The 21,347-nt window shown below is 33.3% G+C and carries 12 protein-coding genes and 1 tRNA gene; all 13 read right to left on the bottom strand.

The genetic code is table 11. The annotated features are described in order from the left end of the window. Window positions 1-301 precede the first annotated feature (301 nt). Entirely contained in the window at window positions 302-2,407 is a 2,106-nt protein-coding gene (gene flhA / locus Q8L85_10135; protein MDP1725043.1) for a flagellar biosynthesis protein FlhA, read from the bottom strand. A gap of 324 nt (window positions 2,408-2,731) precedes the next feature. Further along, the gene (locus Q8L85_10130; GenBank protein ID MDP1725042.1) at window positions 2,732-4,090 is read right to left on the bottom strand and encodes a sigma-54 dependent transcriptional regulator; all 1,359 of its coding nucleotides are present in this window, start codon (window positions 4,088-4,090) and stop codon (window positions 2,732-2,734) included. A 12-nt stretch (window positions 4,091-4,102) separates the two neighbouring features. After that, the gene (locus Q8L85_10125) at window positions 4,103-4,951 is read right to left on the bottom strand and encodes a MotA/TolQ/ExbB proton channel family protein (protein MDP1725041.1); all 849 of its coding nucleotides are present in this window, start codon (window positions 4,949-4,951) and stop codon (window positions 4,103-4,105) included. Continuing rightward, window positions 4,952-5,323 (bottom strand): flagellar motor switch protein FliN, encoded by a 372-nt coding sequence (gene fliN, locus Q8L85_10120; protein MDP1725040.1) that lies wholly within the window; start codon window positions 5,321-5,323, stop codon window positions 4,952-4,954. It abuts the gene before it with no gap. Further along, window positions 5,316-5,978, bottom strand: coding sequence for a hypothetical protein (locus tag Q8L85_10115; protein MDP1725039.1), 663 nt, complete (start codon window positions 5,976-5,978; stop codon window positions 5,316-5,318). Before Q8L85_10115 ends, fliN begins: the two co-directional genes overlap by 8 nt. Next, window positions 5,978-6,997, bottom strand: coding sequence for a flagellar motor switch protein FliG (gene fliG, locus Q8L85_10110; GenBank protein ID MDP1725038.1), 1,020 nt, complete (start codon window positions 6,995-6,997; stop codon window positions 5,978-5,980). Before fliG ends, Q8L85_10115 begins: the two co-directional genes overlap by 1 nt. Next, complete coding sequence (fliF, locus tag Q8L85_10105) at window positions 6,997-8,664, bottom strand: flagellar basal-body MS-ring/collar protein FliF (protein MDP1725037.1); 1,668 nt, start codon at window positions 8,662-8,664, stop codon at window positions 6,997-6,999. The genes fliG and fliF overlap by 1 nt, the downstream gene beginning before the upstream one ends. A 137-nt stretch (window positions 8,665-8,801) precedes the next feature. After that, a tRNA-Val gene (locus tag Q8L85_10100) sits at window positions 8,802-8,876 on the bottom strand. A 73-nt stretch (window positions 8,877-8,949) separates the two neighbouring features. Then, the gene (locus tag Q8L85_10095) at window positions 8,950-10,329 is read right to left on the bottom strand and encodes an insulinase family protein (protein MDP1725036.1); all 1,380 of its coding nucleotides are present in this window, start codon (window positions 10,327-10,329) and stop codon (window positions 8,950-8,952) included. Between the two features lie 17 nt (window positions 10,330-10,346). Beyond that, entirely contained in the window at window positions 10,347-11,588 is a 1,242-nt protein-coding gene (locus Q8L85_10090) for a pitrilysin family protein (GenBank protein MDP1725035.1), read from the bottom strand. A gap of 261 nt (window positions 11,589-11,849) precedes the next feature. Continuing rightward, the gene (locus Q8L85_10085) at window positions 11,850-15,089 is read right to left on the bottom strand and encodes a hypothetical protein (protein MDP1725034.1); all 3,240 of its coding nucleotides are present in this window, start codon (window positions 15,087-15,089) and stop codon (window positions 11,850-11,852) included. A gap of 28 nt (window positions 15,090-15,117) precedes the next feature. Next, entirely contained in the window at window positions 15,118-19,470 is a 4,353-nt protein-coding gene (locus Q8L85_10080; protein ID MDP1725033.1) for a hypothetical protein, read from the bottom strand. A 33-nt stretch (window positions 19,471-19,503) separates the two neighbouring features. Then, window positions 19,504-21,347: hypothetical protein (locus Q8L85_10075; GenBank protein ID MDP1725032.1), on the bottom strand; the 1,844-nt coding region annotated here is incomplete at its 5' end.

Genomic DNA, 21,347 nt, shown 5'->3' with positions numbered 1-21,347 from the left:
TTTTGAAACTCTACTACTGTGGACGATTGATGCGTCGCTTCGGTACTCAGATCCTCATGTATATAAGGATACACTCTGGTCTTCCGTGCCGAATCTCCTATCACTCGCCTCACATTAGCGAGTTTCGAAAGAGGTCTAAAAAGTCCGTCATTGCGAGGAGCGCAGTTCCGTGGCAATCTTCCCTCCGTCGTCATTGCGAGGGGCCCAAATTTAAAAGGGGCCCCGTGGCAATCTTCTTGAAAAATTGAGATTGCCACACCCCCTGCGGAGGCTCGCAATGACGAGTTTGGGGTTATTTGTTTCATCCAATCAACCCCAAGGTTCTTATTTTCACTTTAGGATGAATTTCAGCTTGTGACATCACAATTGTTTGTGGCCTCAGGCGTTCCAAAATAGATCTGACATAAGGCCGTACCATCGGATTTGTTAAAAGAATGGGGTTTTCACCCATCGAATCAAAACGTTCATAGGCTTTCTTGATGTCTTGAATAAAGCTTTGTAATTCGCTTGGTGATAAAGCTAATTGTCGATCATCATCGGGTCCACGTAAGGAATCAATTAATTTTTGTTCCCATTGTGGGTTTAAGGGGGCTAAAGGAATATAATTTTCGGGTTGCTTCATATAAGATTCACAAATCTGACGTGAAAGTCTTAATCTTACTTGTTCGATGATGCGGGTTGTGCTTTTGGTGACTGAAATAATCTCGCCCATCCCCTCAAGAATGGTGGGTAAGTCGCGGATGGAGATATGTTCTTTGACAAGGCCTTGTAATACGCGTTGAATTTGACCGACATTGGTTTGTGACGGAATAAGGTCTTCAATCAATTTTTTATGTTTAGAAGCGATCTCGTCAATGAGTTTTTGTGTTTCTGTATAAGATAAAAGCTCTGACATATTATCTTTAATGATTTCAGTAAGATGCGTAATAATCACAGAAGCTGCATCAACAACGGTATAGCCTCTGAATAAGGCATCTTCTTTTAAATGGGGCTCAATCCATACGGCTTTTAGTCCAAAAGCAGGTTCGGTGGTTTGTTCTCCAGGAAGCATTATGGGTTCCCCTTTTGGATCAATGGCGAGTTGCCGGTCAATGCGGACTTGCGCTTTGGCAGCGACAACTTCTTTGACGTAAATAGCATATTCATTTGGTTGTAATTGAAGATTGTCCTGAAGTCGAATAACGGGGATTAAAAACCCATAATCAAGAATATATTGTTTACGTAAGGTCTTAATTTGATCTGTCAAAGGTGTGCCATAGGTTGATGAATTGACGAGAGGAATAAGGCCATATCCTACTTCAAGGCGGATTGTATCCAAATGAAGTCCTTGGGTTAAGGGTTGTTCCTCACCTGTTTTTGTATTTTTTTCATCAACAATAATTGGTTCTTTGATTTCTTTTTTTTGAATATTGTTTGCATACCAAGCGCCAGCACCTGTAAGACACGCTAAGAAAAGAAAAGGGAACATGGGTACATTGGGGACAAGTCCTAGGCCAAACATCAGAAAAGCGCTCATGCCTAAAGCACGGGGATATCCCCCTAATTGTCGCGTAAAGGCTTGATCGGTGGTGCCTTTGATGCCACCTTTTGTAACGAGAAGACCAGAAGCTGTTGAAACAATAAGCGCTGGAATTTGTGCGACGAGTCCATCACCAACGGTTAAAATCGTGTAAGATTGAGCAGCCTCACCGAGGGTTAATCCTTGTTGGATGGTGCCAATAATAATGCCACCAACAACGTTAATGATTGTAATTAATAGACCTGCAATGGCATCACCACGAACAAATTTGGCCGCACCATCCATTGCCCCAAAAAAGCTACTTTCTTCTTCGAGTTCAACGCGTCTTTTGCGTGCTTCAGTTTCGTTAATAAGACCTGCCGATAAATCTGCGTCAATGGCCATTTGTTTACCAGGCATGGCATCCAAAGTGAATCTTGCGGATACTTCGGCGATTCGTCCAGAACCTTTTGTAATCACAACGAAATTGACAATAACAAGGATTGAAAAAACGATAATACCAATGACAAAATTGCCACCCATGAAGAATTTTCCAAAGGCCTCAATAATGGCGCCCGCAGCTTTGGTGCCCATATGTCCATCGGATAAAATAAGCCTAGTAGAGGCTAAATTGAGCGATAATCGCAACATGGTTGCAATCAATAAAACGGTGGGGAACGAGTTAAAATCAAGGGGTCGTTGAATAAAAAGAACAGTCATGAGAATAAGAATAGAAAAAGTGATGGATAAAGCAAGACAGATATCCAGCATCCATTTAGGTAATGGCACAACTAAAACGGCGAGAATCATCACAATACCAAAAGCAAAAGCAAGATCTTTCCGTTTGGTAATGATGCCCCAATCGAAACCTACTTGTTCTGTCTTTGTATTTTCTTGTAGATCAGCCATTTACTGTTAAGTCCTTAAGTCCATGTTATTATAGCGAAATAACTTGAAAAAGCTACATGTTGAAAAGTACACTAACTATCGATGTCCTTTTTTTAAAGCCCTACGGCCACATCATTACCTATAAGTATGAACATACCCGCTTCCTACGTCCCGCGACTTGATCGCGGGATCCAGACGATTTTTCCTAAAGTTAACATTGTATAAATTAGACAATGACATCTTCTTTATTTACTTTCTGGATCCCGCGGACAAGAAGCAGGGACGTAGGGAGAGGGTAGTATTTGTATTTTTTTGTAGATTAGTCATTTGTTTAGCCCAATTCTTTTAACCAGTTATGCGTTGTTCTTTACCTTGAGGAATTTGGGTGCCTTCGTCTGTATATAATTTTAATTTATTTCGTAATGTTCTGATTGATATGCCTAAAATTGTTGCGGCATGTGTTCTGTTCCATAAACAATGTTCTAACGTATTTAGGATAAGTTCTTTTTCGACAGCAGAGACCGTTCGCCCCACAAGATTGGGATTATTAGCATCATCATATTTTTGATTTTGGTTTGTTTGTCCAGTCGTTGATTGTCCCGTTTGGGTAACAAGTTTAAGGGCATCAACAGAAATTTCTTTGTCGCCTTGTGATAGTAAAACAGCACGGTGTAATGTGTTTTCAAGTTCGCGTACATTGCCCGGCCATTGATACTTGTTTAAAACGATACGCGCTTCTTCAGAAATAGGAAGACGTGGGACCATGTTTTCATCAGCAAATTTATGAACAAAATATTGAGAAAGTAAATCAATGTCTTTTGGGCGTTCTCTTAAAGGGGGTAAATGAATATTGAGGACGTTTAATCTAAAATAAAGATCTTCTCGGAAGTTTTTATTTTTAACTTCTTCAAGCAAATTACGGTTGCTTGTTGCAATGAGACGAATGTTAATTTTAATGGGTTTGCTTCCTCCAACCCTATCAATTTCACGTTCTTGAATAGCGCGTAATAATTTAGCTTGAAGGCGAGGGTTCATTTCACTGATTTCGTCTAAAAACAATGTGCCGCCACTCGCTTCTTCAAATTTACCAATGCGTCTTGCAATGGCACCTGTGAAAGCGCCTTTTTCATGGCCAAAAAGTTCAGATTCCAGTAAATTTTCAGGTATAGCTGCACAATTGAGAGAGACCATTTTTTGATCAGCACGTTTACTATGTGTGTGAATAAAGCGTGCCATTACTTCTTTACCAGTGCCTGATTCACCGGTGATCATTAAATTCGCGTCACTAGGTGCCAGTTTTTCTGCCAGTTGAACTTGAACTTTCATTTTGTCGTCGGCAAAAAGGATATTTGAGGATTCGTTGCAGACGGCTTGTAAAATGGCTGCAATTAATTCAGGATCAGGTGGTAAAGGAATATATTCTTTGGCACCGGCTTTAATGGCTTTGACGGCAGCATCTGTATCATTTTTAATGCCACAGGCGACAATTGAAACATAAATGCGTTCGCGTTCCAAGGATTGGACTAATTCTTTGACGTTTAGGGCAACATCAATCATAACAAGATCAGCACCTTGTCCGGATCTTAAGGCTAAAAGTGCTGCTTCAATGTTATTGACATGCGCTACTTTTGCACCTTTTGCGAGTGCAATTTTACCGGCATTTGCAATAAATCCGTCTAAACCGCCAACAATGAGTAATCGCATTTCATGCCCTTTCTATTTATTAAAGTACCTAATTCTTTTATCGGGTGGTAAAATACTATTGAGTTGAGTTTCTAATTGTCTGGGGTTTTCTTGCTTGCTCATCGACAAGATTGTAATAGTGTATATTTTGTTAATCAAAGCATCATCTTGAGAGATTTTAAGAAGTTTTGATCCTAAAGGTGCGAAGACAAGATTGGCTAAAATAGCACCATAAAATGTTGTGAGAATTGCAACCGCCATACTTGGGCCAATGGTTGCTGGATCATTAAGATGTCCAAGCATGTGAATAAGGCCTACAAGTGTGCCAATTAATCCCATTGCGGGTGCAAATTCTGATGCTTTTTGAAGGACTTGCGCGCTTTGAAATTGGGATATTTCAATAGCAGCTGATTCTTGATAAAGAACGCGGGCTACGTCTTCTGTAGATGTAATGTCAGTGATAAGTTCAATGCCTTTATAAAGAATGCGTTCATTGTTAAATTGTTGGTTTAATGTTTGTAAGAATAGGGGGCCTTTTGCACGTGCAATTTCAGCGAGTTGCATGGCTTTAATGGCTGAGATTTGAGGGTTTTTAATGGATCTAAAAAGTGCATGCATTGTTGCTGTAAAAGCTTGTTTCATTTCTTCCATTGAAAAACAAATGGTGGTTGCAGCATAAGTGCCCCCAAAAACAATCAGGATTGATGGAAAGTCAATAAAATCTGATGCACCGCCACCCATTAAAATAGCTGTAAATATAAGACTAAAACCAAGAATTAATCCAAGGATCGTTGCAATATCAAGTTTTGTTTTTGGGATAGGTTTAGTGTCTTTGCTTGACGAGCTTGGAAATGATTTTAGGTTGTTCGGTAGATTTTGCATTTAGTTTGCTCTATCTGATTTAATGATTTCAGTCATTGTAATGCCAAGTTTTTCGTCCATGATGACGACTTCACCACGTGCTACAAGACGATCATTAACATAAATATCAATGGCTTCACCAACTTTACGGTCTAATTCTACGACGGCACCACGTCCTAATTTCAGTAATTGACTTACTTGCATATTGGCTTTGCCTAAGACTGCTGCAATTTGGACAGGTACGTTATAAATGGCTTCTAATTCGCGTGCGACATTAAAGCCTGAATCATCATTTAGTTGATTGGCGTTATTTGAAGTTGCTGTTTCATTTTTAATATCAGATGATAATTCTTCTAAGTTTAAGTCTTTGTTTTGATTTTCTTGATCATTCATTTGTAATTTCCTTATGTATGTCTGTTTGTTGACTTAAATGTTGTTGGTAATTATCAAAAATTGCTGAAATTTTTTGCCAAAGATGTTCTGGATTAATGTCAATTTCCCCTTTTTTCCATTGGATGCGTCCAATTAAATTTTCTTTTGGATTCATGGTATTAAAATTCAATCTATTGATTATGTTTATATAATCATGTGATTCTTGAAGACGTTTTGAAAATGGTTCGATAAGGGTATCCTCAAGGTTTAAAACAATTTTTTCTTCTTCAATAAGAAGCGGAAGAACGTCATGTAATCCTTTTTCGATTAAGTTAATTTTATCGTTCAAATCATCGGTTAAAAAAAACTTTTTACCAATTAATTTAACAAGATCAAGGCTTAAGTTTGAATTTTCATTTCGTTTTTCATCAATTTTTTCGAAAAACAATGTAAGTTCTTGCGAAAAATTACTTAATTGTTTAAGTGTTTCAGCTTCTATACTTTCTTGAGCTTTTTGATAACCAATTTTTTCGCCTTCTTCTATGCCTTGAAGATGTCCTTTTTTAAAAGATGATAATAATTCTTCTTTACGCTGAATCTCTAATTGATCTTCAGTAAGGATTTCATCAAAAGAAAGTGCGAAATTAAATTTTTGAAGATTGGTTGATATTACCATTAATACACCAAATCATCATCGGCGCTATTGCTGGACAATAGAATTTCATTTCGAGAGGCGAGGTCTTTTGCAACTTGTACAATTGCTATTTGTGAGGCTTCAACATCCTTGACGCGAACGGGACCCATCGAATCCATGTCCTCTTTTAATATTTTGGCTGCACGTTCCGACATATTGCCTAAGAACAATGTTCGAATTGCTTCTGACGCACCTTTAAGGGAGAGTCCCAATTTATCCTTTTCGACATTACGTAAAAGTGTTTGGACACCACTTGAATCAAGCTTAATGAGATCCTCAAAGGTAAACATTAATGCTCTAATACGATCGGCAGATTCTTTATTTGTTTGCTCTAACGCACCAATAAATCTATTTTCTGTTGATCTATCTAGATTATTAAAAATTTCAGCCATAAATTCATGTGAATCTTTTCTGTTTGTTTTGGCCAAATTACTCATGAATTCGTTGCGAAGCGTTTTTTCAACGTCAAAAAGAATTTCTTTTTGAACATGTTCGATTTTGAGCATGCGACCAATGACCTCAATCGCAAAATGTTCGGGAAGCACAGAAAGAACACGTGATGCATGATCTGGTTTAACTTTAGAAAGGACGACTGCAACTGTTTGGGGGTATTCATTTTTTAAATAATTGGCGAGCACAGATTCGCTGACATTGTTTAATTTGTCCCACATGGTCCGTCCAGCAGGACCACGAATTTCTTCCATAATGTTATCGACTTGAGATTTATCAAGGACTTTGGCAAGAAGTCTTTCTGTTGAATCAAATGAGCCTGTAAGGGAGCCGGCTGATGACATTGTTTCAGAAAATTCAACACATAAATTTTCAACAACACCTGAGCCTACGGTGCCTAGATTTGCCATTGTCTGTGAAATTTCTCTGATTTCGTCTTCCGAAAGCATTGCAAAAATACGTGTCGCTTGCTCTTCTGGCAGTGATAAAAGCAGGGATGCTGCTTTTTCAGGGCCTGTTAACGAACGAATATCTTCTCTTAGTTTCGCCATTAACGGTCTCCATCTTGGTGCAACCAGGCACGGATGACAGAAACAGCTTCTTCAGGATGATTTTCAATGATACGGGTTAAACGATGAAGGGATGATGCTTTTACTTTTCCTGCAACTTGTTCTAAGTTGATCATTTTTTCAGCTTCTTCTGATTCGTTTATTTTGCCGCTAGATGTATTTTGAAGATTATTTTTCCCTTGCGATGGTCCTTGAAGCGCACCAACCATTGTTTCACCGTCAACAGTTAGGGCACCTCCAGATCGTGTTGAGGCACCTTCAAACGCTCGCATCATGACGGGTCTTACAACGAGTAACAAAGCTAAGAACCCAACAAAAGCAAAGCCAATATTTTCGGCAATACGTAGTAATTCGCTTTTATTCATACCCATAATTTTATCTTCTTGGATATCAGGCTGTAGGACAGGTTTTTGGAAACGCATATTAACAACCTGAACGGCGTCATTTCTTTTTTCATCAAAGCCGATGGCTGATTTGATAAGCGTTGTGATTTGTTTTATTTCTTCTTCATTACGCGGTTGGTAGGTTTCTTCACCCTTGTCATTTTTTGTATAATTACCATCAACAAGTACAGCCACGGATATTTTTTTAACTTCACCCACTTCTTTAGTCGTTTGTTTTATTGTTTTTGAAATTTCGTAATTAATAGTTTCTTCAGTTCTTTTGGTTTGTCCTTTGGCTTTCGTCCCACCATCAGCAGCGCCAGAGGCGGCTGGTGTATTGTTTTGGGCAGAGACATTTGAATTAGATTCTTGTTCTTGGTTTTCTGAAGAATCTTCATTGTTTTGGGTTGAGCGTGTTACTTTTCCATCAGGGTCATAAATTTCTTCGTTTGATACAATGCGGTTAAAATCAAGATTGGCTGTTACTTCAACGCGTGTATTTCCAGGTCCTAATGTTTTTTCAAGCATGTCTTCTAACGAACGTCGCATGCGTTGTTCAAATTGAAAGCGCAATTCATCATTATTCGAAGCATATTGTGACGGATCGTTTTCGTCTGAAAAGCCTTTTGCAAGTAAAACGCCGCGATCATCAACAATTGAAATTTGACTCGGTTTGAGGCCAGGGACAGCGGACGCTACAAGATGTTGAACGGAGGCCACTTCAGCTTTGGATAAACGTTCGCTTGTGCGCATGGAGATAATGATGGAAGCGCTTGGGTTTAAAGAATCACGCGAAAAAAGTTCTTTTTTGCCAAAAACTAGATGAACGCGGGCAGATTTCACGGCATGAATGGATGAGATAGTACGCGATAATTCGCCTTCAAGCGCACGTACATGATTCATATTTTGCATGAATTGACTTAACCCAAAGCCATCACTTTTATCGAAAATTTCATATCCTACAGAGCCACCATGCGGAATGCCTTCGCGCGCAAGATTGAGTCTTAATTTGTCAACTTGATCATGAGGGACAAGGATATGTGTCCCACCAGTGCCTATTTTATAGGGGATTTCCATCGTATCAAGTTTTGTAATAATAGCGGCACTGTCTTTGGGGTCAAGTTCGCCAAAAAGAAGTGACATTTGTTCGGTTGAAAAACGAGAGATTAGAAAGGTGAAAAATACAAAAAGGGCAACAACAGTCGCACCTATTGCTGTAAGGCGGCCTGGACCTAGATTTCTTAAAAATCCAATAAATCCTTCCAATGCGTATCCCCAAAATATTATTTATTATTTCCTGTACTATAGAAAATAATAAACGCTTTGGCTAGAGCGCTCGGCAAAATATTCCTAGGAGATCGTTTTTTGAGTAACAGTATTTTTGAAATTGAGGGAAGGAAAAATGGTGGGTGATGACAGTGTCGAACTGCCGACCCTCTCGGTGTAAACGAGACGCTCTACCACTGAGCTAATCACCCATTCTATTGAAACTAGACAATATAAGATCAAAACCTTTCTGTCAAGAAGCTTGTACTGATTTTTATAAAAAAATTATGGTGCATTTAAAAAAGTTTCGATAAAATCCTCGGCGGATGTTTCAATATAATTGATACTTTCGCATTGTGGTGGGTCGCCTTCGACGAAAAAGATTAAATGATCAGGGGTTAAATAAAGTTGTGCAACACGCTTTACATCTTCGTAAGTTACCCTGGGTAGTTCTTTATGAATGTATTTATAGCGATCGCTTGTAAAATCTAAAAATTGAAGATGGGAAAGCTCCTCAGCATTACATAAATAGTTATTTTCGTCTTCTAGAGTTAATGATCCAATATAATTATTTTTCGCATTGTTAAACTCTTCTTCCTTAGGTCCATTTATTTTTAGATTGTGCCATACATCCATAATAAGTTTATATGTTTCAGGAAATTTATGGTTTTCAGTGTTATAATCGCCTTGTAGAATTTTGTTTTTTTGTGGGCATTCTATATCTGTTAGAGAAATACTATAGACTAACCCTGTATCGCTTCTTAGTTCTTTCATAAGAATGGATTGAAAATCGCCGCTTCCTATAATTTGCTGTAAAACTTTAAAGGGAACATAATCAGGATGATTATTGGGCAAGCCTAATTGCATAAATCTACAAACTGATTGGGGTTGTTTTCGCCTTATGAGATGAATTTCTTTTTTTAGGTTTAATACGATTGGCGGAAAGGATGAATGCAATGTTGTTTCGGGTAATGCTGAAAGAAAATGATCAAGAATATTTGTTAATTCATCAGGCGGGATTGCACCAATAGCACCAATAATAATATTATCGCGTCCAACTCGCGTTGCCATAAATTCTTGACATAAATCTTGAGTGATTGCGTTTTTATTATGTTTGACAATATCGATTGTTTTAGAAAAAATGTGTTCTTTAAATAGATGTTTTTTAGAATATATACGTAACAATCCGCCAGGGTAATTTAAAGAAGAAGCTGTTGCCTTAGCAGCAATATCAAGTATTCTTTCAAAGTGTTCGTTTCCAAAGTTTGAATCTGTAATACATAAAGCTAATAGATTTAATAAATCTTCTAAATCATCGCAATGCGCTTGAATTGTAAAATTAAAACTTTCGTTACTAGTAAAGAGTGAAATACTTCCAGACAGTTTTTCTATTTGTTCAGAAAATTCTTTTTCGTTCAAATCGCCTGCAGATAAGAATAAGGTGCGTTTAATGGCTTCACACAATCCTTGAACGGGTTCTTCTACCATTTTGATTTTAAATATTAAGCTTAGGCGAATAAGAGGTAGACTTGGTTGATGAATATACCAAAAATTAACTTTTGAGTTAGGGCACTTAATAATTTTTATTGGATTTGCACCAATATCTAGACATAAAAATGAGAGTATGACGTGTGTTAAAAATATTTTTTTTATTAAATGTGTCATCATTTCCTACTATTATATTATTGAGGCAATAAACAAGATGTTAAATAATCTTGATGATTTATCAAAATCTTTAATGCATTTTTGATTTGAGTGTCAGTCATTTCTTTTTTGATATTTAAAGATGATTCTAAGTTGTCGATGATTTGTCCTGATTCAATTATGTTCGTAACCAATTGAGCGTAGGCAGGAAAAACAGTCATAATGCATATGTTACAATAATCATCTTTTTTGCGTATTTCTAATAGTTTTATTGCGTTTATATCTTCGCTTTCAAGCATCTTTATAAATGCTTGATCAATAGCTTTATTAATTTTATGAAGCTCAAATAATTCATGATTGAGGACAAAAGAAATATCAAGATTCCAAAAATCTTTTTTTTCTGCATTAAACGCAATATAAAGATGGGTTGTTATTTTTTTTTGATCAATAAGAAACTGGATGAAAGAAGTGCTTTTTAGCTTTAAAAATGAGCATAATAATTCTAATGCGGCTTTTTCAGTAAGGTCACCGACGGGAAGACGATATGTTCTGTTGAAGTTTGCATTTTTTTGGCTTGCAGCATGATAAACGTATATTTCTTTATTAAGAGGACAATTATTGTTGATAATGGGTCTTATGATGGGCAAGTTGTTTTGAAGGGGTGCAAATAGGGTCTTTATGTGTTTGGCGAGAGCATCAAAATCAAAATCGCCTTCAATATAAAGTGTGGCATTGCAGGGTTGATAATAGGTGCGATAAAAAGCATAGGCATCGTTAGTTGTTAGATTTTCTATGTCAGGCCTTATGCCGCCGATAGGTCGTTGATAGGGATGTCCTTCATAAAGGCGATCCCTTATCCCTTGGCGATAGGGTTCAACTGGGTCTGCTTCATCAGCACCACAAATTTCTTCCAACACAACGGATTTTTCTTTTTCAAAGGCATCAGTTTCGATAACAAGATGTTGCATCCGATCTGCTTCAATTTCTAAGATTTCAATCAGTTGATTTTTTGGAATGGTAGCGTAATATTTTGTATAATCATAATTAGTTTCAGCGTTTTGTTCGCCACCTGCTTGAAAGATTTTTTCTTGATATGTATTTCGAGGATATAATTTTGTACCATGAAACATTAAATGCTCTAGAAAATGAGCAAGACCCGTTTTGTGAAGATCTACATTTTCGTCTCGCGCGCCAACATTATAAATTAAGCTATAATGCGCACTTTGTTCAACGCGTGGGTTTTTAACGAAAACAAATTTAAACCCGTTCTCGAGAATCAATGTTTGAGCGTTGTAAAAATTTGCGAAAACAGTTTGATATGACGTAATAAAAAAAAGGGTAAATAAAAAGAATTTTTTTTTCAAAGAGATAGCTTTCTATGTTCAAGAATATTTTATTAAATTATAGTATTGGATTAAAAAGATCAATAGTAACAATTGTATAGAATGTGGTGGGGGAAGGGTGCTTATGCGAAGCCATATTTAAGATTCACTTACATGCCACTCATTAGAGCGGCACGTAGAGAAAATAACAATATGTTATTAATTATTATTATGAATAATAATAATGTTAGTGTCTTCGTCCATAATGATGTCATCATTCATTGTTTCGCCTAGTTTTTTAATGGCATTTATTTTAGTAAGTAACTCAAAAACAGCTTTATCTTTAATGGAAAGGGGTCTGTAATTATCATCAAAATCCCAAATTTCTTCAGCTGTTAGGGTTCCTTCTAATATTTGAATAATGCCATTATAGATATGGTGGGATTGTTGGCTGGAAGGTGCTACATTTTTAGGAAATTCATGGTCCAAAGCTTCGTTAATTTTGTTTTGAACAAATTTAATCATATCATTTGGCTTTGCATGTGCGTAAAAAGCATCAATGGCTTTTTGGCGTGTTAAGTTTAGAAAATAATGCGATGCGTTATGTTCGAAATAATATATATCAAATTTGACATCGTAACGAGATCCAACTAAATCGCCAATTAAATTTCTTAAATACAAGCTTTGGTGAACGGGTTGGACAAGTGCATCATCACCTAATTGTCTAGCCAAAAGACTTGATTCGCAAATGAAATAAAGTAATTCATCATTATAAAAAAGTTGATCTATGTTTTCTTGCAATGCGGAGTAAATAAAATCTAATGCTTTTCGATGTGATGATGATTCAACATAATCGTTATTTTTGATGTTGCTAAATTGAAGTTTTGATTCAACTGGCAAAGAAGTATGGGCATTGATGACACCAGCATCCTTACCAACAGAACAAGCAAAAATAGAGGCCATTGTTTTTAAAAAGGCAGCTTGTTGTTCAGATAATTGATGTGGATTTCTAACTTTTGATAAAGAAAGAATATGATCCATGATGCATTTAAATTGTGCGCCAATCACATGCTCCACAGGTGTTTTTAAGAGTGTTATAAGATAAGAATCGTAGGAAGTGATGTTATGTTTTAAATTCTTAAAATTACTTATGAGGCCAAGTACTTCATTTTTAAATTCCTTATCACGCATACATTCTTCGATTTCGTGTATCATTGTTAATAATATGTTTGGTGATACATAAGGGACAGAACGAGGATCAATGGATAATTTGCGCGACAATGTTTCAAAAAACAGGGGATTAAGCATAATATCATAGCCATCAACGTGATCGGTGAATGGGGTATCATTTGAAACTCTAACAAAGTTTTTTCTTTTGTTTAAAAGTTTTTCGTGATTTTTATATGAATTTTTTGGATAGTCTAATATTTTTAAAATAGTTGTGACAAGTTTAGTATCATCTTCGTCAAAATGAATGTCTTTTTTGTTTTCATTAATAAAATTGGCTAATATGGAGACATATTCTTTATTGTAACAATGAAGCGTTTCGTGCCAATGTTTCTGCCAAGTTTCTTTATGATTTTTAGAATCATCATTATAATGAGCTTTTAGGATAGCAAAAATAATATCATTTGTTAAGGTTTCGTATTTGTGGGGGTTTTGAATAAGTTCAGCCTTGATATGATTAATAAAGCGTTCGTGATATTCTGACGGCATAAAAAATAGAATTTTTAATATGTTAGCAAAAGATTTTGATACGCTGGCATCAAAGCCTATAAATTTTTCAGCAACAGGAATTCGATCCATTGGATTAAAGGCGCTTAATGAATGGATTATATCTATAAGATTATCTTTGTTGCATTCGTTGTTATTCATAAAAATACGAAGGGATTTAATTAAATGTGTCGTATCATTTATTGAAGCCAATATCGTACAAAAAGCATTAAGTTCATCGCAATCAAACTTATTTTCTTCGGAGAATTGAAGAAAATCTCTTTTTTCAATATAGCTTTTAAATAATGTAATGGATGAAAGAAAACTGATAGTGTTATCGCCATCCCAATTTTTTTCATTTAAAAATTGAAATACTTCGTTGAGGTCTCTAGAGTTAACTAATAAAGAGAGATGTGTGATTAACTTTATAATATTTTCAGGACTCCAATTTTTTTCATCTAAGAATTTAATGATTTCAAGTTGTTGATGATTGTCTTTAATTAAAGAAATTCTGTTAATAAATTGAATCATGTCTTTTAATTCGAATTTTTTTTGATCTAAAAAATTAAAAAAATGATTCATTTTTTCTGTATTTATTTTAGATATTATCGAAATGAATTCAAGATATTCTCTGGCAGCGTTAAAACTATATATTTTTTCATTAAAAATAAAACCAAAGGAATTTTTGTTTGTGAGTGGATCATTGAAGCGTTCTATTATTTTCTTTGAAGCAATAGGCTTAAAATTCGTAAAGACTAAATTAAATTTGTTAAAATTTTCTTCATCTAGCATATAGATATAATCAAGACAATTTCTAAAATCATTTATTTCCCAATTATTGTCACCTAATATGCCATAAGTGTAGTTTAAGCGTTCAATAAATTCTGATGACATAGCGCGTTCAAGGATATAGTCAGAGATATTAAGGCAATCTTTAAGTGTCCATGAAGGGTATAATGCAAAAATTTTTTCTAAAAGCGGTATGGCGGCTTTCAAATCAGTTTCAGATGAATTTATTAAAACGTTCATTAATGTATCATTAATTGAATGTGTTAATTCTTTTTGACCTAAAAGCTTTAAGAATGATATGCGGTGTTCAGAAGGCGTTTGTGAAGGATTGTTGGCAACATATTGAAATATTTTAGTGAATTCTTTTGCATTTATATGTTCACAGGGTAAAAGCGTAAAAATATTTTTTTGCCAATCTAATAAATTTTTTCTGCCTTCGTCATTTGTATCGCAAATTATTTCAATAAAGGGTGTAAGGCCGCTTTTTAAGTCTATGTGGGTATCTTTTAGGATGTTTTTTAATAACTCTAGATTATCATTGTTGTTAAGTAAGTCTGTTTTTAAAATAACTTTAGCAAGGTTTTCGTAATCAAGTGGTTGTGATGGTGTGCTTTTTAATAATTCAAAAGTCAATTCAATAATAATTTTAAGGTCAACAATGTTTAGTTTTAAGTCAAAGATTTTAGTTTGAAAACTAGCAATTTTAAAAAAATCCCAGTTTTCTTTACAAGCGATTTGGATTGCTATATCAATGAGTTCAAGTCTTTCTTTGTCAGATGCATTAATTTTATTAAGTTCTCTATTAAATAACACCTTGATTTGATTAATAATTCTTGTGTGCATTGGATTTGGTGCCGGAGCATCAATAATCATGTTATCAGATTCATTGCCTGCTGAAAAAGCAGAAAAAGAAGCCAAGTTTAAAAGCAATAAAGCTAATGTTGTATTTTTTTTCATCGTATATATTCCTTGTTTTAAATAAATATTAGTCGAGCGTAAGAATGTTTTTTATAATGATATTGTCGCTTTCACCTGTTTCTTTTAAGATTTCAAGTTTCATTAATAGAAGAATAAAAGCAAGTGGTTTTGGATTGCCACTATCTTCATCATAAAGTAGGTCTAAAAGATCATCCGTCTGATCGATGTTTAATTGTTCTTGAGCCGCCATACGAATCAAATCTGAAATAATATTGATGCCTGTTTTGGGGTCAATAATACTTAATTTGTTTTCACTAATCATTGAAGCTAAATGATTAATAATTGTGCTTGGTGTAAATTGTTCATGAAATAAGTCTAATGCTTCTTGTAATGATTTTGACGTTAATTTAGAATTTGGGGGATTGCTATCAAAGTCAGGTGCCTTTTTAGTATTACGTAGGCCGATGGCGCCACCTAAAAGTGATTCAAGATATGCAACATAATGCGGAATCTCTGCATAGCTTATCCTCACAATTTTTTCAGCGAGTGCATTAATAGATTGACGTTTAAGATCAATTATTTCTTTGATAATAATCTTTTTTAAATTGGCCCAACTGAGTGATACATCTTTGTCGATGTTGACATGTTTGAACATTTCATCAACAGCTTCATAAAGTGTGCTGGTATTTGAAAGATCCATTAAGTTAAGAAGGCCAACTGACCAACCATTGATGATATATCCACCTATGAGTTCACGTAATTTTTGTCCATTTTCATCATTAAAATTATTTAAGAGGTCAATGAAATCTTGATTTTTTACAAAATGATCCATTTCTGTTTGAAGTTTATGTAAATCGCCACGTCCTTCAATATCTTTTTCTTTAAGATTTTGAATCAATACGTTGATAGAATTAATGGATAAGTGGTCACCAAATTTATTAGCAGGTAGATAAATTTTGTATGCAGTGCATAATTTAGTCAGGTTTTGATAGAAATCATCTGGATTGCTTAATTGTACTAAAACCTCAAGAACATTTTTTAAGTTTTTGTTTAATTGATCATGGTTGGCAGGATCAATATCTTGCTCAAGATAACGAAGATATCCTAATAAGCCTTTTAAGCGTTGTGCATCTTCTGTTTGAAAATCTGTAAGATGTCTACGGAAAATATGGTCCTGTTTTATAATCATATTAATTAAATCAACCCATTTGCTTTTAGTCTTATAAGGAGCAGGTAGATTTTCTTCTGGTATGTGGCGAAGACGCATTAACCAATCTGTAATGGTTTTAAGATCTGCTGTAAAAAGCAGTTTTGATTCGATTGAATAATGATCCCAAATAGCTTGATTTTTTCCTTTTTTACATTGGTACATTTGATGCATTAAGGTAATAAGTCTTTCTTTGCCATCTTTTTTCATTTCTTTAAATTTTTTAATCATGGCCTGAAGCATGATTGCTTCTTCTGAAAATGGCGCCATAAAATAGCTTTGAAACTCATCATCTGATTGTACTGCTTTGATTATATTTCTTAATTTCGCATTTTCAATTGTATTCAGATCACCCAAGATTGCATCAACATCATCAAGATTTGCTAAAGCGTCTTGACTGATAGGCAAATAACTAAAAATTTCTGGGTTAATGGTCGCATGAACTATTTCTTCAGTTCCATTTTTGATTAATATTGCGTCTTCAATAGAGAGATTGTGGGTATAAGGTTCTTTTAATTTTTTAAGTAAATTGGCGAAAATTAAAGTAGGATTGTGTTTATTAATGTTTTCACGTGCATATAGGAATAATAATTCTTGGACGCGTGGATTATCAGCGCCAAAAATATCCATAATATTATGGCATAGAGTTATTTTTAGAGCATTATTCATTATTGGCCAAAAATAAAGTATAAATTGATTGTATGTTTTTTGAAAAGGATGTCCGAAAATAATATACGAATCTATTCTAGGAATATAGATTTTTTTTAAAAAAATATTAAATCTGTCAAATTCTGTGTTTCTTAAAAAGTGATGCCTTACAGTATTTCCTTCTGTATTAAATTTATTTTTTAACTCTTCTATGTTTGAAAAATTTTTGATATATTCTTTAAATATTTTTATTAAAATTGATTTGTTGTTTTTTAAAATTTTTTCATTTTTTGTTAGTTCAATAAATATTTTGTAGTTTTCTTCGATGATCGAGTTGTTTTGAATGTGTTCTAAAAATAAATCAATTAATTTATCTTTAGTGATTTGTTTTATTTCTGGGTAATTCAGTAGTTCTTGAATTATATAATAAATATAATTGGTATCTTTTGATGATGATATGTTTTGTAAAAAATCTATAAACATGTTGCTTAATGCTTCATGGTGTAATTGCTCTGTTTTGGAATCTGTCCAAAGTTCTTTGAATATGTCAAATTTAATATTATTTATGTTGTTTTCTATTGGATTTAATAAAAAATTAAATATTTTAATGTAATGTTTTTTATATAATTCTTTATGTTTCAAAAAAGTATTGAGTATCGATGATTTAATGTTGTATTTTGATTGCTTGTACATAAAAGGTAATAAATTAAATAATTTATCTTTAGTGATTTGTTTTGTCTCTTCGTCACTTAGCAGTTCAAAAGTTATATAGCGTATGTAAATTTTATCTTCTGAGGATGCTATATTTTGTAAAAAATCTAAAAACATGTTGCTTAGTGCTTCATGGTGTAATTGTCTTGTTTCAGGATCTTTCCAAAGTGCTTTGAGCATATCAAATTGAATATTTTTGTTGTTGTATTCTGGTAAAGCAAATAAGAAATCAACTATTTTTATGCAATGTTTTTTGCATAATTCTTTATTTTTCCAAATTGCTTTGAGTATAAATGATTTAATATTGATGTTTAATTGTTCGCACATTAAAAATAATACATCGATCAATTTATCTTTGGTGATTTGTTTTATTTCTATGCAATTTAAAATTTCTGAAATTATATAATCAATGTAATTTATGTCTTCTGAAGATTTTATATGTTGTAAAAAATCTATAAACATATTGCTTAATGATTCATGATGTAATTCTTTTGTTTCAGGATCTGTCCAAAGTTCTTTGAGTATATCAAATTGAATATTTTTTTGTTCGTATTCTGGTAAAGTGAATAAAAAATCAACTATTTTAATACAATATTTTTTACTAAATTCTTTATGTTTCCAAAGTGAATGGAGTATTGATGATTTAATATCGTCGTCTGATTGTTCAGACATGCAAAATAATAAATCAGCCAATTTCATGGAATATGAATGTCGTGTTGTTCCGTTTTCCCAAAGTGCCATGAGTGTTGATCTGGGAATATCTTTGCTTTCGAAATCTTCAAAAATAACGCTATCCAAAAATAGTTTAGCATTAAAAAGCACATCATTTTTTTGTAAATAAAAATCTAAATTAGCAGCAATTGTTTGTGGTTTAATTTTATTAAATTCATTTTCATTTAATTGGTATATTTGTTCAACGCAGTCAGCTAAGGTTTTTGCATCCCAATGATTATTTTTTGATTTTGTGTAGATGAAATTAAAACGTTCTAGAAATTCTGGTGACATTGCACGTTCAAGAATATAACTAGAGATGGATACACAATCACTATATCCCCACCTAGCGTGTGTGGTAAAAAGTTTTTCTACAAGGGGCATTCCCTTATTAAAATCAGCTTCAGATGTATGTAAAATAATTTTAAATAATACGTCAGGATTGGCTTTTGAATTGTGGTCTTTCTTTGAAATAAGGTGTATGAATTTTTTAAGGGGTTCCGAAAATGTTAGTGATGGATCATTTGCAATGGATTGAATACAAGATGGGAATGATTTTTCATCTTTGTATTCGTGCGGAATAAAACTTAATATATTTTTTTGCCATTTTAATATATTTCTTCTACCTTCTTCGCTTGCAGCATTGAAAGTCTTGATAAAGGAAATAATGTTGTTTGTGCTTTTTACATTATTTTGTTGCAACATATTTTTGATCATTGACTCTATATTATCAAATTGCGTTGGTTCAATTTTATATATAAAAGTAAAAAGATTTATATAGTCATTTAAAGACGATGTTGTGTTTTTTAAAATTTTATATGTTAATTTAACAAAATGATCACGGTCGTTTGAGTCTGGCACTAATTCCTTACTTGTTTCTATGAATTTTTTTGCAAGATCCATTTTTTCAAATATTGTGCCTTTTGTTTTTTCAATAATAAGTGCTAAAAATTTAAGTAATTCTTGGTTTTGATCAAAAAATTCAGTGTAATTTTTTAAAAAAATATTAATTTGAGATAATGTTTTAGGCATTGGTGCTGGTTCTGATTCTTCTATAATTATGTTGTTTTTGTTATTTACTGAAAAAGCAGAAAATGAAGATAAATTTAAAAGTAATAAAGCTAATAAAGTATTTTTTTTCATTTTATAGGTTCCTTGTTTTAAAAATTTAAATTTTTATATTTTGATGATCGCTTTTACTTTGAGTAATAATTCAAAAACAGCTTTATCTTTAATTTTGATCGAAATGGGCATAAAATCATCATCTTCTTCTATGTCCCAGATGTCGTTAGGGCTTATTGTTTCTGCCAACATATCGGAAATACCATTGTAAATATGACGTGTTTGGTCACTAGAAGGGCTTCCCTTTTTAGCAAATTCTATTTCTAAAGCCTCGTTAATTTTAGCTTGAATGAATTTAATAAATGCATTTGGTTTTGCATGTTCATAATAGGTGTCGATAGCTTTTTGTCGTTTTAAGTTAAGGAAGTAAGGCGATGTATTGTTTTCAAAATAATAGAAATCAAATTCTACACCGTAACGTGATCCCACTAAATCACCAATTAAATTTCTTAAATATAAGCTTTGATGAACGGGTTGAGCAATATTATCTATATTAAACACTAAACTAGGATCAAGTTTGCACATACCGCAAAGTAAATCATTATTATAAAAACGTTGATCTATGTTTTCTTGCAGCATTGAATAAATAAAATTAAGTGTTTTTTGATGCGACACAGATTCAACGTACTCATCATTCATTTCTTCATTGTCTGTGTTATTGTTAAATAGAAGCTTTGATTGATTTGGTAAAGAAATATAGGCATTGACGATTCCTGCATCTTTTCCAACAGGGCAGGCAAAAATAGAGTAAATTGTTTTTAGATAGGCCGCTTGTTGGTCGGATAATTGGTTGGGTAACCGCTCTTTTGGCAATGAAAGGATATGGTTCATAATACACTTAAATTGTGCACCGATCAGATGGTCAGCAGATGTATTTAATAGAAAAACAAGATAAGAATCATTTGAAGAAATGTTGTGTTTTAGGTTGTTAAAGTCGCCTATAAGCCCGTATACTTCTGCTGCAACTTCCTTATTTTCCATATCTTTTTCTATACCGTCTAAAACACTTAAAAATACATCTGGCGATATTTTAGGGACAGAGCTAGGATCGATAGATAATTTGTTGGATAATGTTTCAAAAAATTGCGGATTCAGGGAAATTTTTTGATTTTCAATTTCATCTATATGTAATGCTTCATGAGATACTTTCGTAAATGTTTGTCTTTTTTTTAAAAGATTTTGGTGGTTTATATATGAATTGTTAATACATCCTAGAATTGGTGGAATGGTTATAGTGAGTTTTATATCATTTTCTTCAAAGTGAATATCATTTTTATGTGCATTTATAAAATTAACTAATGCAATGACATGTTCTTTATTGTAAGAAATAAGAATTTTATGCCAATGGTCGAGCCAATTTTTTTTAAGATCGTCAGCGGTGTTATGAAAGCAATTTTTTAAGATGCAAAAAAAATCATTATTTATTGAGTTTTCATAATATTTTATTTCTTGTTCAGACATTGTTTTTATATAATTGATAAAAGTTTCATGATGTGTTGATGGCATAAAGAAAATAATTTTTAATATGACCGCAATGGATTCTGTTGTTTCTGCATCAAAATCTTTTAGTTTTTCTGCTATAAGCAGTCGCTCTATTGGATTATAGGCGCTTAATGAACGGATTATATCCAAATGATTTTCTTTATTAATGTCGTTGTTTTTTTTAATAATATTAAAAGAATTTATTAAATGGGTAATATCATTCGTAGAATTTAATATATTGTTCAAAAGAATAATTTCGTTATTATCTAGATTGCCTTCATCTAAAAATTGAATAAAATTGTTTCTTTCACTATATGTTTTAAATAAATAGACTGAAGAAATAAAGCTAATGGTTTCATGTTCATTCCATTTTTTTTCTTTTATATATTCAAAAATATTATTCTTGTTTTTTAAAA

It is taken from the genome of Alphaproteobacteria bacterium (assembly GCA_030680745.1).
GTDB lineage: Bacteria > Pseudomonadota > Alphaproteobacteria > JAUXUR01 > JAUXUR01 > JAUXUR01.
Note: the sequence above shows the minus strand (reverse complement) of the source record. Positions and strands in the feature narration are given on the sequence as shown.